This window comes from Streptomyces sp. AM 2-1-1 (assembly GCF_029167645.1).
GTDB lineage: Bacteria > Actinomycetota > Actinomycetes > Streptomycetales > Streptomycetaceae > Streptomyces.
The window spans coordinates 6,729,442-6,742,644 of sequence record NZ_CP119147.1 but is presented as its reverse complement, the minus strand read 5'-3'; the positions used below and the strand labels follow the sequence as shown (position 1 = coordinate 6,742,644).

Sequence of the window (13,203 nt, the reverse complement as noted above, 5' to 3'; positions counted from 1 at the left end):
CCATCGATCGGCTACTCCGCCGACCGGCGGTCCATCACGGAGAGCGCGCGGTGCGCCAGCGGATGCGTGCGCACCAGTTCGGCGAGCGAGGTCGTCCCCCGGGTGATCCCGGCGAACGCCGTCCAGGCGGGCCTGAAACCGGTGAGCACCGCGTGCAGGACGCCGGGGCGGCGCTCGAAGAGCTTGAGCATCCGGCGCCCGACGTTCATCTCCACCCCGAGTCCGGCCTTGATGGCGAAGGCGTAGTTGAGCGCCTGGCGGCGGGCGTCCACCGCGTCGCGGGCCTCGGCGATGCGCACCGCCCACTCCCCCGCCAGCCGTCCCGAACGCAGCGCGAAGGAGATGCCCTCACGGGTCCACGGCTCCAGGAGTCCCGCCGCGTCCCCGCAGACCACGACCCGGCCCCGGGAGAGCGGCGAGTCCTCGCTGCGGCAGCGGGTGAGGTGGCCCGAGGAGATCTTCGGCTCGAAACCGGCCAGCCCGAGACGGGCGATGAAGTCCTCCAGGTACCGCTTCGTCCCGGCGCCGTCCCCGCGGGCCGAGATCACGCCGACGGTCAGCGTGTCGCCCTTGGGAAAAACCCAGCCGTAACTGCCGGGCATGGGACCCCAGTCGATGAGCACCCGCCCCGCCCAGTCCTCGGCCACCGTCTCGGGGACGGGGATCTCCGCCTCCAGGCCGAGGTCCACCTGATCGAGCTTCACCCCGACGTGGGCGCCTATGCGTCCGGCGCTCCCGTCGGCCCCGACGACGGCCCGGGCGAGCACCGTCTCGCCGCCGGCCAGCACCACCGCGACGGTGCGCCGGTCCGGTACGGAGGAGCCGTGCTGCTCGACCCGCGCGACGGAGGCCCCGGTCCTCAGCTCCGCGCCCGCCTTCTGCGCCTCCTCGACCAGTTGGGCGTCGAACTCGGGCCGGTTGATGAGGCCGAAGAGCACCCGCTTGGAACGCCGGGTGCGCGTCAGCTTCCCGTTGAGCGAGAAGGTGACGGCGTGCACACGGTCCCGCAGCGGCAGTTCGAAGCCCGGCGGCAGCGAATCGCGGGAGTATCCGATGATCCCACCGCCGCACGTCTTGTAGCGGGGCAGTTCCGCCTTCTCCAGCAGCAGGACACGGCGGCCCGCGACCGCTGCGGCGTAGGCCGCTGAGGCACCGGCCGGCCCCGCACCGACTACCACGACGTCCCACACCGACGACTCTTCGTGCTCACGCCCGGCGTCTGCGTTCTCGCTGCTCACGATGTGCTTCTGCTCCCGATCCGACCAGTTGCCCCAGCTACTGACGGCATCCTACGGCGCGATCCGGCCAGGGTCCGCTGTGGGAGGATCGGCAGTGATTTCGTCGTAGGGACAACGCCGGACAAACGGCGTCGTCCACGGTCGCGCACGACCCGCGCGACCGCACCCGGCGCCGCACTCACAAGGAGCGTCCCCATGACCGCCCGTCCGATCCTCGAAACCGTCGCCTCGCTGATGCCCCGTGCCAAGACGGAGCTGAGCGAGCTGGTGGCGTTCCAGTCGGTGGCGGATCCCGCGCAGTTCCCGAGAAGCGAGAGCGAGGCCGCGGCCGGGTGGATCGCCGCCGCTCTCACCGCCGAGGGCTTCGAGGACGTCGCGCTGCTGGACACCCCCGACGGGACCCAGTCCGTGTACGGCCACCTGCCCGGACCCGCCGGAGCCCCGACCGTACTCCTCTACGCCCACTACGACGTGCAACCGCCGCTCGACGAGTCGGCCTGGATCTCCCCGCCGTTCGAACTGACCGAGCGGGACGGACGCTGGTACGGCCGGGGCACGGCGGACTGCAAGGGCGGCCTGATCATGCACCTGCTCGCGCTGCGCGCCCTCCTGGCGAACGGCGGCGTGCCGGTCGCGGTGAAGGTGATCGCGGAGGGGTCCGAGGAGCAGGGCACCGGCGGGCTGGAGCGGTACGCGGAGGCGCACCCCGAGCTGCTCGCCGCGGACTCCATCGTCATCGGGGACGCGGGCAACTTCCGGGCCGGCCTGCCGACCGTCACGGCGACCCTGCGCGGGATGACGATGCTGCGCGTGACGCTCGACACCCTGGAGGGGAACCTCCATTCGGGGCAGTTCGGCGGCGCCGCCCCGGACGCGCTCGCCGCGATGATCCAGCTGCTCGCCTCGTTGCGCGCCCCGGACGGTACGACGACGGTGGACGGGCTCTCCGGCGACGCCTCCTGGGACGGTCTGCAGTACCCGGAGGACGAGTTCCGCGCGGACGCGAAGGTGCTGGACGGGGTGGAGTTGATCGGTGCCGGGACCGTCGCGGACCGCATCTGGGCACGCCCCGCGGTGACCGTGATCGGGATCGACTGCCCGCCGGTGGTCGGTGCCACGCCGTCCGTCCAGGCGAGCGCGCGGGCGCAGATCAGCCTGCGGGTGCCGCCGGGCCAGGACGCGGTCGGCGCGACGAAGCTGCTGACCGCGCACCTGGAGTCGCACGCCCCGTGGGGCGCGCGCGTCAGGGTCGAACAGGTGGGGCAGGGGCAGCCGTTCCGTGCGGACGTGACCAGCCCCGCGTACACCTCGATGGCCGCGGCCATGCGGGTCGCGTACCCCGGCGAGGAGATGCAGACGGCGGGCATGGGCGGGTCGATCCCGCTCTGCGACACGCTGGCGCGGCTGTACCCCGAGTCGGAGATCCTGCTCATCGGGCTGAGCGAGCCGGAGGCGCAGATCCACGCGGTGAACGAGAGCGTCTCGCCCGAGGAGCTGGAGCGCCTCGCGGTCACGGAGGCGCTGTTCCTGCGCAACTACGCCGAGTCGCGGCGGGGCTGACGGACGGCCAGGGCCGGCGGGCGGCACGGCTGAGGGCGGGTACGGCCGGAGGGCAGCACGGCTGAGGGGCGGCTTACGGCCTGGGGGCAGCGCCCGGGGGGCCGCTCACCGCGGGCGGCCGGCCGCGGTGAAGGGCCCGGTCGCCCGTCGTGCTCAGCCGACCGGCACCCCCGCCTCCAGGTTGAGCACGGTGGCCCGCTCGCGGGCCCTGAGCGCCCAGCGCAGCCGGGTGTGACGGGTCGGTGGGAGAAGCCCGGCGGCCTCCGCTTCGGTGACGAAGCGCCAGCCCCGCAGTTCGGAGTTCTGCAGCCGCAGCCCCGCGGTGTCCTCGTCCCGGAGCACACCGCCGTCGAAGAGGAACCGCAGGCCGCCGTAGCCGGGCGGCCGGGGCGCCTCCCAGTCGACGACGAGCAGCCTGGGTTCGGTCCGCAGCCGCAGCCCGATCTCCTCGGCGACCTCCCGGACTCCCGCCCGGGCCGGAGCCTCTCCCGTCTCGACTATCCCGCCGGGGAACTCCCAGCCGGCCTTGTAGGTGGGATCGACCAGCAGGACCCGCCCGTGGCCGTCGAAGAGGAGGACACCGGCGGCGACGGTCTCGGCGGTCGGCGAGGGGTTCTGGACGATTCCGCACTCCCCGGCGAGGCCGCTGCGCAGCGCCTCCTCGATCCGCAGCGCGGTCGCGCGCGGGGTGAGGGCGCCGGTGTCGACGACGTACGCGTCGGCGGTGAGCCACGGGAGCGCCGCACGGTAGTGCTCGATGTGTTCGAGGCACCAGCGGCGGGCGCGGAGGCCGCGTTCCGCGTGCTCGGGCAACTCCTCCCTCGCGGCGATCCGTTGACGCAGGATCGTTTCTCCTGGGGAGACCAGCACATGGTGGACGGAGATGCGGCGGGCGGCGAGTCCGCCGAAGATCTCGTCGCGGTACTCCTGGCGCAGCAACGTCATCGGCACCACCAGCGTGCCCGGAACCTCGGCGAGCAGGGCCGCCGCGGTGTCGACGACCAGGCGTCGCCAGATGGGGAGGTCCTGGAAGTCGGTCACCTCCGCCAGCCGCTTGTGGGGAAGCAGCCGGCGCAGCTCCGCGCCGGTCAGCCCGGGGTCGTACAGGGTGCTGTTCGGGATCAGGTCCAGCAGTTCGCGGGCGGCACTCGTCTTGCCCGCACCGAACGCACCGTTGACCCAGACGATCACGACTCCCCCTTCGCCAGGCATCTCGTGGTCCGTGCCGTGCTCGCGTCCCGCCGCCGCACCGCACGGCACCGGATCCGGGCCGAGCCGCGCGGCAGTCGGACCGGAACGCGCGAGGCGGGTACCGTCGCCGTCGCGACGCGGTCGTCCGGCAGGGCTCCAGCCCCCTGTGGCTTGCCCTGAACACCCCGCCGCGAAAACCCGGCGCGACGAACCTGTTGTACGGAGCCGTGGGCGGGGTACCCGTCGCAGACGCCCCGTCGTACCGGCCGTACGGGACAGGCGGGCCGGGGCGGGTGCGGCGGGCCGTCACCGGAGCGGGCCGTACGCGACGGGCGACAGGCGCTCGGACGACATCGCGGAGACCGGAAGAGGGAGTTCACCATGCGTCAGACGGTGCTCGAACAGTTTCCCGCCGGCGGACCGCGCGGCAGCTGGCCGGCGGAGGAGTTCGCCGCCGCGCGCCGCGGCGAAGGGCTCGCGGCGGAGGTCGTGATGGACCTGGACCGGGACGCCTTCCTCGTGGTGGTCGCCCAGCGGGCGGCCGAGCCCGCGCACTGACCGGACACCTCGTCACCCGTCGTGGCCCCACGCGAGCGGCGGCGGCCCGCACGGAACGCTCCGGCGGGCCCGGCGGCCGCGCCTCAGCGGGCGGTCGCCGCGGCGGCCGCTCCCACGAGACCCGCGTCGTTTCCCATCACGGCGGGCGTCACGGTGAGATCGCGCACGAAGGAGAGCGTCGCGTAGTCGGCCAGGGCCTGTCGCAGCGGAGCGAAGAGCACGTCACCGGCTCCGGCCACCCCACCGCCGATCACCGCGATGTCGATCTCGACCAGGGTCGCCGTGGCGGCGATCCCCGCGGCGAGAGCCTGCGCCGCGCGCGCGAAGGACGCGCGGGCCACAGGGTCCCCCGCCCGGGCGGCTGCGGCTACCGCACGCGCCGTGGCGTCCCCGTCCGTGCCGGGCCGCCAGCCTCCGTCCAGCGCCCTGCGGGCGATGTTCGGGCCGCTGGCGATCCGTTCCACGCAGCCGCGCGCGCCGCAGGGGCACGGGTCGCCGTCCAGGTCCACGCTGATGTGGCCGATGTGGCCCGAGTTTCCGGTGGGGCCGGGGTGGAGTCTGCCTCCCAGCACCAGTCCGCCGCCGACCCCGGTCGACACCACCATGCAGAGCGCGTTGTCGTGCCCGCGCGCCGCCCCCTGCCAGTGCTCGGCCGCCGTCATCGCCACACCGTCGCCGACCAGGGTGACCGGCAGCCCGCCGATGGTCCTGCCCACCCGCTCGACCAACGGGAAGTCGCGCCAGTGGGGGACGTTGACCGGACTGACCGTGCCCGCGGAGGCGTCCACCGGGCCGGCGCTGCCGATGCCCAGCGCGGAGGCCCGCGCCCACAGCGGAGAGGCCATCAGCTCGGCGAGGACGTCGTCCACCGCTCCCATCACCGACTCGCCGGGCTCCCTGGCGGGGGTCGGCCGCTGCGCCCGTACGAGGAGCGTGCCGTCGTCACCCACCAGCGCGCCGGCGATCTTGGTGCCGCCGATATCGAGGGCGGCGACGAGGTCGGTATGCATGGGCCTGGGCTCTCCGGACGGCTAGGAGGGCGGACCTGCTGGTTCCAGCCCTGCGGTCCGCATAGTCTCCCTTGCCATGACAACGTTGTCCAGGGCCTATGCTCGACGCCACAGCCCCGAAACCCCGCGGCGTCGACACCGATGTCGCCGCACCCTACGACAGGACAGCGCACCGTGGCCGAGACCACCCGTCATTCCGAGCCCCGCTACGGCAACCGGCCCACCATGAAGGATGTGGCGGCGCGGGCCGGAGTCGGGCTCAAGACGGTCTCCCGGGTGGTGAACAGCGAAGCCGGCGTCACGCCCGACACCGAGCGCAGAGTGCAGGAAGCGATCGACGCGCTCGGGTTCCGCCGCAACGACAGCGCCCGCGTCCTGCGCAAGGGCCGTACGGCATCCATCGGGCTCGTCCTGGAGGATCTGGCGGACCCGTTCTACGGTCCGCTGAGCCGCGCCGTGGAAGAGGTCGCCCGCGCCCACGGAGCGCTGCTGATCAACGGTTCCAGCGCCGAGGACCCGGTTCGCGAACAGGAGTTGGTGCTCGCCCTGTGCGCGCGGCGGGTCGACGGGCTGATCGTGATCCCGGCGGGCGACGACCACCGCTACCTGGAGCCGGAGATAAGGGCGGGGGTGGCGACCGTCTTCGTGGACCGGCCGGCCGGCATGGTCGACGCCGACACCATCCTCTCCGACAGTTTCGGCGGTGCCCGGGAAGGGGTGGCCCACCTCGTCGCGCACGGCCACCGCCGGATCGGTTTCATCGGGGACCAGCCGCGCATCCACACGACGACGGAGCGACTGCGCGGCTACCACGCCGCGATGGCGGACGCGGGCATCACCGTCGACGAGGCCTGGGTCTCCCTGGGCACCACCGCCCCGGAGCGGGTACGCGCCGCCGCCGAGGGGATGCTCGCCGGCCCCGAACCGGTGACCGCGCTCTTCGCGGGCAACAACCGGGTGACCGTGACCGCCGTGCGGGTGCTCGCCGAACGCGAACGGCCCGTCGCACTGGTCGGGTTCGACGACATCGAACTGGGCGACCTGCTCGGGATCACGGTGATCGCCCAGGATCCGGCGGCGGTGGGACGCACCGCGGCGGAGCACCTGTTCCGCCGCCTGGAGGGCGCGGGCCACTCCACCGCCCGGGTGGAGCTGCCGACGACCCTGGTGGCCCGCGGTTCGGGCGAGCGGCCGCCGGCCTGAGCGTGCGAGCGGGGTTCAGCCCGTCGCCGGGCCGTGCCCGGTCCGTGCGTACGCGTCGAGTCCGGGGCGGCCGAGGCCTGTCAGCCGGGCGACCTCCTCGGTGTCCAGGGCACCGCAGTCGACACCGCGCAGCAGGTGGCCGGCGAGCGCCTTCGCGGTGGCGGGCTCGTCCATGACGACCTGTCCGCCGGACTTGGCCACGTACCCGGCGAGGCGGGCCGCCACCTGGTCCAGGCCCTCTCGGTAGAAGGCGTAGACGGCCGCGTAACGGGTCGGCAGGTGCCCCGGGTGCATGTCCCAGCCCTGGTAGTAGGCGCGGGCCAGGGCGCGGCGGGTCAGACCGTAGTGGAGGCGCCATGCCTGGTGGACGCGGTCGGTGGTGCCGACCGGCAGCACGTTGGTGGAGCCGTCCGACACCCGCACCCCGGTGCCCGCTGCGGCGACCTGCATGACCGCCTTGGCGTGATCCGCGGCGGGGTGGTCGCTCGCCTGGTGGGCGGGGCTGACCCCGACGCTCGCGCTGTAGTCGAAGGTGCCGTAGTGGAGTCCGGTGGCCCGGCCCCGGGCGGCGTCGATCATCCGCGCGACGGTGGCCGTCCCGTCGGCCGCGAGGATGGACTGGCTGGTCTCGATCTGGATCTCGAAGCGCAGTCGGCCCTCCGCCAGTCCGTGCGTCCTCTCGAAGGCGTCGAGAAGCCGGACGAAGGCGGTGACCTGCTGCGGATAGGTCACCTTCGGCAGCGTGAGCACCAGCCCGTCGGGCAGTCCGCCGGAGCGGACGAGAGCGGTGAGGAACACGTCCGTGGTGCGGATGCCCCGCGCCCGCACGGCCGTCTCCATGCACTTCGTCCTGATGCCCGCGTACGGGGGTGCGGTGCCGTCCGCGTACGCCTGCTGGACCAGCCGCGCGGCACGGGCGGCGGTCTCGTCCTCCTCGGCGTCCGGGCGTCTGCCGTAGCCGTCCTCGAAGTCGACGCGCAGGTCCTCCACGGGCTCGCGCTCCAGCTTGGCGCGCACCCGGTCGTGGACGGACTCCGCGAGCTCGTCGGGGAGCCCGAGAACGGCGGCGAAGGAGGCCGCGTCGGGGGCGTGTTCGTCGAGTGCCGCCAGGGCCCGGTCGCCCCAGGAGCGGACCGTGGACGGGGCGAACACGTCCGCCGGTACGTAGACCGTGTGGACGGGCCGGCGGGTGCCGGGATCTCCGGGGTAGCGACGCGCGAGTTCCGCGTCCACGTCGGCGAGGGAGGCGTCGATCTCCTCGCGCACCGCGTCGTCGAGGCTCGTCATCCCTTCGGCCCGTCGGCCCATGGCCGTACCCCCCGCGCTCGATGTTTCCGTTCTCCGGAATCGATGATCCGCATGGCGAAGCTATAAGGCGAGGACGCGTGCGTCAACGACGCACGCCAACGGGCCGGGGCCGCGTGGGGTGTCCGCGTGGTCCCGGCCCGTGGCCGTGCGTGGTCCTCCGCGAGGGTCGTCGCGGGGGGTGTGGTTCAGCCCTTGCGGGCGTTGATCTCCTCGGTGAGCTGGGGGACGACGGTGAACAGGTCACCCACGACGCCGTAGTCGACGAGTTCGAAGATCGGGGCCTCGGCGTCCTTGTTGACCGCGACGATCGTCTTCGAGGTCTGCATACCCGCCCGGTGCTGGATCGCACCCGAGATCCCCGACGCGATGTAGAGCTGCGGAGAAACGGACTTGCCCGTCTGCCCGACCTGGTTGGTGTGCGGGTACCACCCCGCGTCGACCGCCGCCCGCGACGCACCGACCGCCGCACCGAGCGAGTCCGCGAGCGCCTCGATCACCGCGAAGTTCTCCGCACCGTTGACACCCCGCCCACCCGACACCACGATCGCCGCCTCCGTCAGCTCCGGACGCCCCGACGCGGCACGCGGCGTCCGCGACAACACCTTCGCACCCGCCACCGCACCGAACTCCACCACCAGCTCCTCCACCGCACCCGCCGCCACCACCGGCTCCACCGGCGCCGAATTCGGCTTCACCGTGATCACCGGCACCCCCCGCGAAACCCGCGACTTCACCGAGAACGACGCCGCGAACGCCGACTGCGTCGCCACCGGACCCGACTCACCCGCCTCCAGATCCACCGCGTCCGTGATGATCCCCGAACCGATCCGCACCGCCAGCCGCGCCGCGACCTCCTTGCCCTCCGCCGACGACACCACCAGCACCGCCACCGGCTCGACCACCGCCACCGCCGCCTGCAACGCGTCGACCTTCGGCACCACCAGATACTCCGCGAACCGCTGCTCCGACGACGTCAGCACCCGCACCGCACCGTGCTCCGCCAGCACACCCACCGTGTCCGCCGCACCCGCACCCAGCACCACCGCGACCGGATCACCGATCCGCCGCGCCAGCGTCAACAACTCCAGCGTGGGCTTACGGACCGCACCGTCCACATGATCGACAACAACCAGAACCTCAGCCATGACACATCCACTTCCTGCGAAACCAGAGACGAAAAGAGAAAGGCAGAACGGTGAGCGGGCATCCCCACCACCCCGTCACCCGGGCACCCCGCACCAGAGGCGCGGCCGCGTCAGATGAACTTCTGGCCCACGAGGAACTCGGCCAGCCGCCTGCCGCCCTCACCCTCGTCCTTCACGATCGTGCCCGCCGTCCGCGCCGGACGCGCCACCGCCGCGTCGACCACCGTCCACGCACCCGCCAGACCCACCTCGTCCGCACCGATCCCCAGATCATCCAGATCCAGCGCCTCGACCGGCTTCTTCTTCGCCGCCATGATCCCCTTGAACGACGGGTAACGCGCCTCGCCCGACTGGTCGGTCACCGACACCACCGCCGGCAACGGCGCCTCCAGCTCCTCCGACGCCGCGTCCCCGTCACGCCGCCCGGTCACCGTGCCACCCGCCACCGCCACCTGCGACAACAACGTCACCTGCGCCACACCCAGACGCTCCGCCAGCACCGCCGGCAGCACCCCCATCGTGCCGTCCGTCGACGCCATCCCGCAGATCACCAGATCGAAGCCCGTCCTCTCGACCGCCTTCGCCAGCACCAGCGACGTCCCCATCACATCACTGCCGTGCAGAGAATCGTCCTCGACGTGCACCGCCCTGTCCGCACCCATCGACAACGCCTTGCGCAACGCGTCCTTCGCGTCCCCGGGACCCACCGTCACCACCGTGACCTCCGCCCCGTCCGCCGCGTCCGCGATCCGCAACGCCTGCTCGACCGCATACTCGTCCAGCTCCGACAACAGACCGTCCACATCCTCACGGTCCACCGTCAGATCATCCGCGAACCCCCGCTCACCGGACGCGTCGGGCACGTACTTCACACAGACAACGATCCTCAAGCTCACGCCGGCTCTCCTACTGCATCGTGGGTTCTGGGCTGCCTCGGTCGCTCGCAGCATAGGCGCCCCGGGAGGCGGTTTCCCGGTCAGGGCGACCGGCACACCGAGCGAAATATTACTCGCCAGTACACCCGTCATGAGCCCGGTAAGCAAGCGCTTGGAACTGTGATGTGGCCAACGCGGCGACTCCGGCGGAGATCGGCAGCGGCAGGGCCGGACCGGAGGGTCCCCCGGTCGGACCGGCCCGGCGGCGTGCTCGGGATCAGTCGCGCAGCGAGGTGAAGCGGCCCCCGTGGTAGACGAGCGGACGGCCTCCGCCCTCGGGGTCGCCGACCTCGACCTGGGCGATGACGATGCAGTGGTCGCCCGCGGGAACCCGGGCCACCACCCGGCAGACCAGCCAGGCCAGCACGCCGCCGAGCACCGGCACACCCTCGGGTCCGTGGTGCCAGCTCGTCGCCGGGCCGAAGCGGTCGGCGCCGGAGCGGGCGAAGGTGGCGGCCAGTTCCGCCTGGTCCTCGGCGAGTATGTGCACGCCTATGTGCGTGGCCCCGGAGACCACGGGCCAGCTGGATGAGGAGGCGGCCACTCCGAAGGAGACCAGCGGCGGCTCGGCGGCGACGGAGTTGAGCGAGGTGGCGGTGAACCCCACGGGCTTCTCGCCGGCGGCGGTGATCACCGCGACGCCCGCGGCGTGCTGCCGGAAGACGGAGCGGAGCAGCTCGGGAGAGGCGGGCACGGCGGTGCGGAGCTCGGGCGAAGCCGTCATGGAAATGTCCTTATGCGAGGCGGGCGTACAGGTCCGTAGGTGCTCAGGCACCCGGACAGCGCGCACTCGCGTTGCGGGCCAGGTCGACGTGGACCCGGCCGTAGAGAAGGAGTTCCGTCGGCATGTCGTCAGAGTGACGATGCGTGGCCGGTACCGTCAAGTGCGTATCGTCATGTGGGAGCGGCGTCACGGCGCGTCACATCGCCTGACCGAGCGCGGCCACGACGTCGACGGTCCGCGGCTGTCCGGCCGCGCGGCGCACGACGGTGCCCCGGGCGTCGAGCACCAGAACGGTCGGTGTGCTGCGGATCCGGAGGCTGCGGACGAGAGTGAGATGGGCCTCGGCGTCGATCTCCACGTGGGCCACTCCCTCCACCATGGCCGCCACCTCGGCGAGGGTCCTGCGGGTGGCGCGGCAGGGCTGGCAGAAAGCGGAGGAGAACTGCACCAGCGTGGCCTTCTCCCCCAGCTCCGCACCGAGTTGGGCCGCGTCCAGTCTCCGTGTCCGTGTCGTCCCGTCCACCGTGGTCCTTCCGTCGGAGTTCCTCTCAGGACGTCAGCACCGGGAAGCGGTTGCGCATTCCCCACCGGGGTACGTGATGAGAATCTCGCCGCCCTGCCCCACCGGGACTGGCCACCACGTCGCACATGGGGCACCATCGCCACAATGCCGAAAACCTACGGCTGCGTAACTTCCGCCGGGAGAACCCTCCTCAGGCGCAGTAGAAGGAGTCTTCTCCAGATGGCAGAACTCGTCTATCGGCCGGTCATCGGCGCCGCTCGCACCATGTTCAAGGCGCTGGACCTGAAGATCGACACTCAGGGTTCGGAGAACATTCCGAGAACCGGTGGCGCTGTGCTGGTCAGCAACCACATCAGCTATCTCGACTTCGTCTTCTCCGGCCTCGCCGCGCTCCCGCAGAAGCGGCTCGTCCGGTTCATGGCGAAGGAGTCGGTCTTCCGGCACAAGGTGTCCGGTCCGCTGATGCGCGGCATGAAGCACATCCCCGTCGACCGGAAGCAGGGCGAGGACGCCTACGCGCACGCCCTGGCCTCGCTGCGGTCCGGCGAGATCGTCGGGGTGTTCCCCGAGGCGACCATCTCGCCGTCCTTCACGCTGAAGAGCTTCAAGTCGGGCGCCGCCCGGCTGGCTCAGGAGGCGGGGGTCCCGCTGATCCCCATGGCGCTCTGGGGCACCCAGCGGGTGTGGACCAAGGGCCACCCGCGCAACTTCCGGCGGAGTCACATCCCGGTCACCATAAGGGTCGGAGCCCCCATGGAAGCCCCCGCGGACCAGTACGCGGGCGCCCTCACCCGCCGGCTGCGCGAGCGGGTCCAGGAGCTCCTGGAAGCCGCGCAGCGCGCCTACCCGGTGCGCCCGAAGGACGCCGCCGACACCTGGTGGGTGCCCGCGCACCTCGGGGGCAGTGCTCCGACGGCGGCCGAAGCACGCGGCCTCGGCTGACCGGGACCGACTGACGTCGGTCACCCACGGAGGTCCGGGGCGCGGGACGGCGCCCCGGACCTCCGTGCGTACGGCCGCCGGTCCGCAAGACGTGCGGAACCGTTCCGGGAGGCGTGCTCGGCCGCCCCCCTCGTGCGGAGCCGGCCGGCAAGCGGCGCAACCGGTCAAGGGGCGCGTGCGGAACCGGTCAGAGCGCCGTGGGGAGCGTCTCCCCCAGGTGGCGCCGGTCGCGCGCCTCCTGGAGCGCTTCCAGCACCTTGGGATGTGGCGCCGCGTACAGGTGCGGGTAGTCCACCCCGCCGAAGGCGGGGAACACCGGCCAGGCGAGTCGCTCCCGGTCCAGGGAGAATCGCGCGTCGACACCCGGCCTGTTGCCCCGGGGGTCGATCCGGGCCCAGCGGCCCCGGTCGGGGAGCCGCAGGGCCACGAGCCCGTGCACGAGGGGCTCCCCGCCCTCCTCGTCCACCAGCCGCTGGTAGCAGAGCGCGGCGGGAATGCCGCCGGCACGCAACAGGGCGGCCAGAGCGTGCGACTTGGCACAGCAGATGCCGTTGCGGGTCGCGAGGACGTCGGAAGCGCGCCAGGGGACCCGCTGGTCACCCGAGTCGGCGGAGTGCGGGATGGTGTCGCGGACGAACGTGAAGGCGGCCTTGGCGTATGCGTATGCATCGCTGCCCGTTTCGGCGGCGAGCCGCTGCGCCGTCTCCCTCACGCGGGGGTGCTGATGGTCGATCGCCGCATCGGCGACGAGGTAGGCGCTGAGATCGGGGTCGTCCTGGATGAGTTCCATGGGCCGCGAGCATAGGAACGCGGCCGACCGGAAACAAATAGTTTTCCGATCGGCCGCATTTCTATGCGATTCCGGG

At 72.4% G+C, this 13,203-nt stretch carries 13 protein-coding genes; 4 read left to right on the top strand and 9 right to left on the bottom strand.

Translation table 11 applies throughout. The features are described from left to right. Positions 1 to 11: 11 nt before the first annotated feature. Positions 12 to 1,238, bottom strand: coding sequence for a geranylgeranyl reductase family protein (locus tag PZB77_RS29115; RefSeq protein WP_275495609.1), 1,227 nt, complete (start codon positions 1,236 to 1,238; stop codon positions 12 to 14). A 195-nt stretch (positions 1,239 to 1,433) separates the two neighbouring features. Between PZB77_RS29115 and PZB77_RS29110 the strand changes: the two genes are divergently transcribed. Beyond that, entirely contained in the window at positions 1,434 to 2,798 is a 1,365-nt protein-coding gene (locus PZB77_RS29110) for a dipeptidase (protein ID WP_275495608.1), read from the top strand. Between the two features lie 153 nt (positions 2,799 to 2,951). On the opposite strand, the gene PZB77_RS29105 is transcribed toward PZB77_RS29110, so the two are convergent. Next, positions 2,952 to 3,989: an NUDIX hydrolase gene (locus PZB77_RS29105; RefSeq protein ID WP_275496264.1), complete on the bottom strand. Its 1,038-nt coding sequence runs from the start codon at positions 3,987 to 3,989 to the stop codon at positions 2,952 to 2,954. A 381-nt stretch (positions 3,990 to 4,370) separates the two neighbouring features. Here PZB77_RS29105 and PZB77_RS29100 point away from each other — a divergent pair, with 381 nt between their 5' ends. Then, positions 4,371 to 4,547, top strand: coding sequence for a hypothetical protein (locus PZB77_RS29100; protein WP_275495607.1), 177 nt, complete (start codon positions 4,371 to 4,373; stop codon positions 4,545 to 4,547). Positions 4,548 to 4,630: 83 nt separating this feature from the next. Here the strand turns inward: PZB77_RS29100 and PZB77_RS29095 are convergent, their stop codons facing one another. Then, a complete protein-coding gene (locus PZB77_RS29095; protein ID WP_275495606.1) occupies positions 4,631 to 5,557 on the bottom strand; it encodes an ROK family protein in 927 nt (308 codons plus the stop codon). 174 nt (positions 5,558 to 5,731) lie between these two features. Between PZB77_RS29095 and PZB77_RS29090 the strand changes: the two genes are divergently transcribed. After that, entirely contained in the window at positions 5,732 to 6,760 is a 1,029-nt protein-coding gene (locus PZB77_RS29090) for a LacI family DNA-binding transcriptional regulator (protein ID WP_275495605.1), read from the top strand. Between the two features lie 15 nt (positions 6,761 to 6,775). Here PZB77_RS29090 and PZB77_RS29085 read toward each other — a convergent pair whose 3' ends face one another. The 5 genes from PZB77_RS29085 to PZB77_RS29065 all read right to left on the bottom strand — a co-directional run bounded on the left by PZB77_RS29085 (position 6,776) and on the right by PZB77_RS29065 (position 11,395). Beyond that, positions 6,776 to 8,068 (bottom strand): aldolase/citrate lyase family protein, encoded by a 1,293-nt coding sequence (locus PZB77_RS29085; RefSeq protein ID WP_275495604.1) that lies wholly within the window; start codon positions 8,066 to 8,068, stop codon positions 6,776 to 6,778. A 185-nt stretch (positions 8,069 to 8,253) separates the two neighbouring features. Further along, the gene (locus tag PZB77_RS29080) at positions 8,254 to 9,213 is read right to left on the bottom strand and encodes an electron transfer flavoprotein subunit alpha/FixB family protein (protein WP_275491138.1); all 960 of its coding nucleotides are present in this window, start codon (positions 9,211 to 9,213) and stop codon (positions 8,254 to 8,256) included. 110 nt (positions 9,214 to 9,323) lie between these two features. Next, entirely contained in the window at positions 9,324 to 10,109 is a 786-nt protein-coding gene (locus tag PZB77_RS29075) for an electron transfer flavoprotein subunit beta/FixA family protein (RefSeq protein ID WP_275495603.1), read from the bottom strand. A gap of 256 nt (positions 10,110 to 10,365) precedes the next feature. Continuing rightward, positions 10,366 to 10,872, bottom strand: a complete 507-nt coding sequence (locus tag PZB77_RS29070; RefSeq protein WP_275495602.1) for a flavin reductase family protein — start codon at positions 10,870 to 10,872, stop codon at positions 10,366 to 10,368. A 196-nt stretch (positions 10,873 to 11,068) separates the two neighbouring features. Further along, positions 11,069 to 11,395, bottom strand: coding sequence for a thioredoxin family protein (locus PZB77_RS29065; protein ID WP_275495601.1), 327 nt, complete (start codon positions 11,393 to 11,395; stop codon positions 11,069 to 11,071). A gap of 219 nt (positions 11,396 to 11,614) precedes the next feature. On the opposite strand from PZB77_RS29065, the gene PZB77_RS29060 reads away from it, so the two are divergent. Next, on the top strand, positions 11,615 to 12,337 hold the full coding sequence (locus PZB77_RS29060; RefSeq protein ID WP_275495600.1) for a lysophospholipid acyltransferase family protein: 723 nt from the start codon (positions 11,615 to 11,617) through the stop codon (positions 12,335 to 12,337). Positions 12,338 to 12,524: 187 nt separating this feature from the next. On the opposite strand, the gene PZB77_RS29055 is transcribed toward PZB77_RS29060, so the two are convergent. Then, positions 12,525 to 13,127, bottom strand: coding sequence for a transglutaminase family protein (locus PZB77_RS29055; RefSeq protein ID WP_275495599.1), 603 nt, complete (start codon positions 13,125 to 13,127; stop codon positions 12,525 to 12,527). Positions 13,128 to 13,203: the final 76 nt, after the last annotated feature.

Excerpts from the sequence above, each read along its gene's own strand:
- PZB77_RS29110 (WP_275495608.1), top strand. The coding sequence starts at position 1,434 with ATGACCGCCCGTCCGATCCTCGAAACCGTCGCCTCGCTGATGCCCCGT.
- PZB77_RS29100 (WP_275495607.1), top strand. The coding sequence starts at position 4,371 with ATGCGTCAGACGGTGCTCGAACAGTTTCCCGCCGGCGGACCGCGCGGC.
- PZB77_RS29095 (WP_275495606.1), bottom strand. The coding sequence starts at position 5,557 with ATGCATACCGACCTCGTCGCCGCCCTCGATATCGGCGGCACCAAGATC.
- PZB77_RS29085 (WP_275495604.1), bottom strand. The coding sequence starts at position 8,068 with ATGGGCCGACGGGCCGAAGGGATGACGAGCCTCGACGACGCGGTGCGC.
- PZB77_RS29080 (WP_275491138.1), bottom strand. The coding sequence starts at position 9,213 with ATGGCTGAGGTTCTGGTTGTTGTCGATCATGTGGACGGTGCGGTCCGT.
- PZB77_RS29070 (WP_275495602.1), bottom strand. The coding sequence starts at position 10,872 with ATGACGGCTTCGCCCGAGCTCCGCACCGCCGTGCCCGCCTCTCCCGAG.
- PZB77_RS29060 (WP_275495600.1), top strand. The coding sequence starts at position 11,615 with ATGGCAGAACTCGTCTATCGGCCGGTCATCGGCGCCGCTCGCACCATG.
- PZB77_RS29055 (WP_275495599.1), bottom strand. The coding sequence starts at position 13,127 with ATGGAACTCATCCAGGACGACCCCGATCTCAGCGCCTACCTCGTCGCC.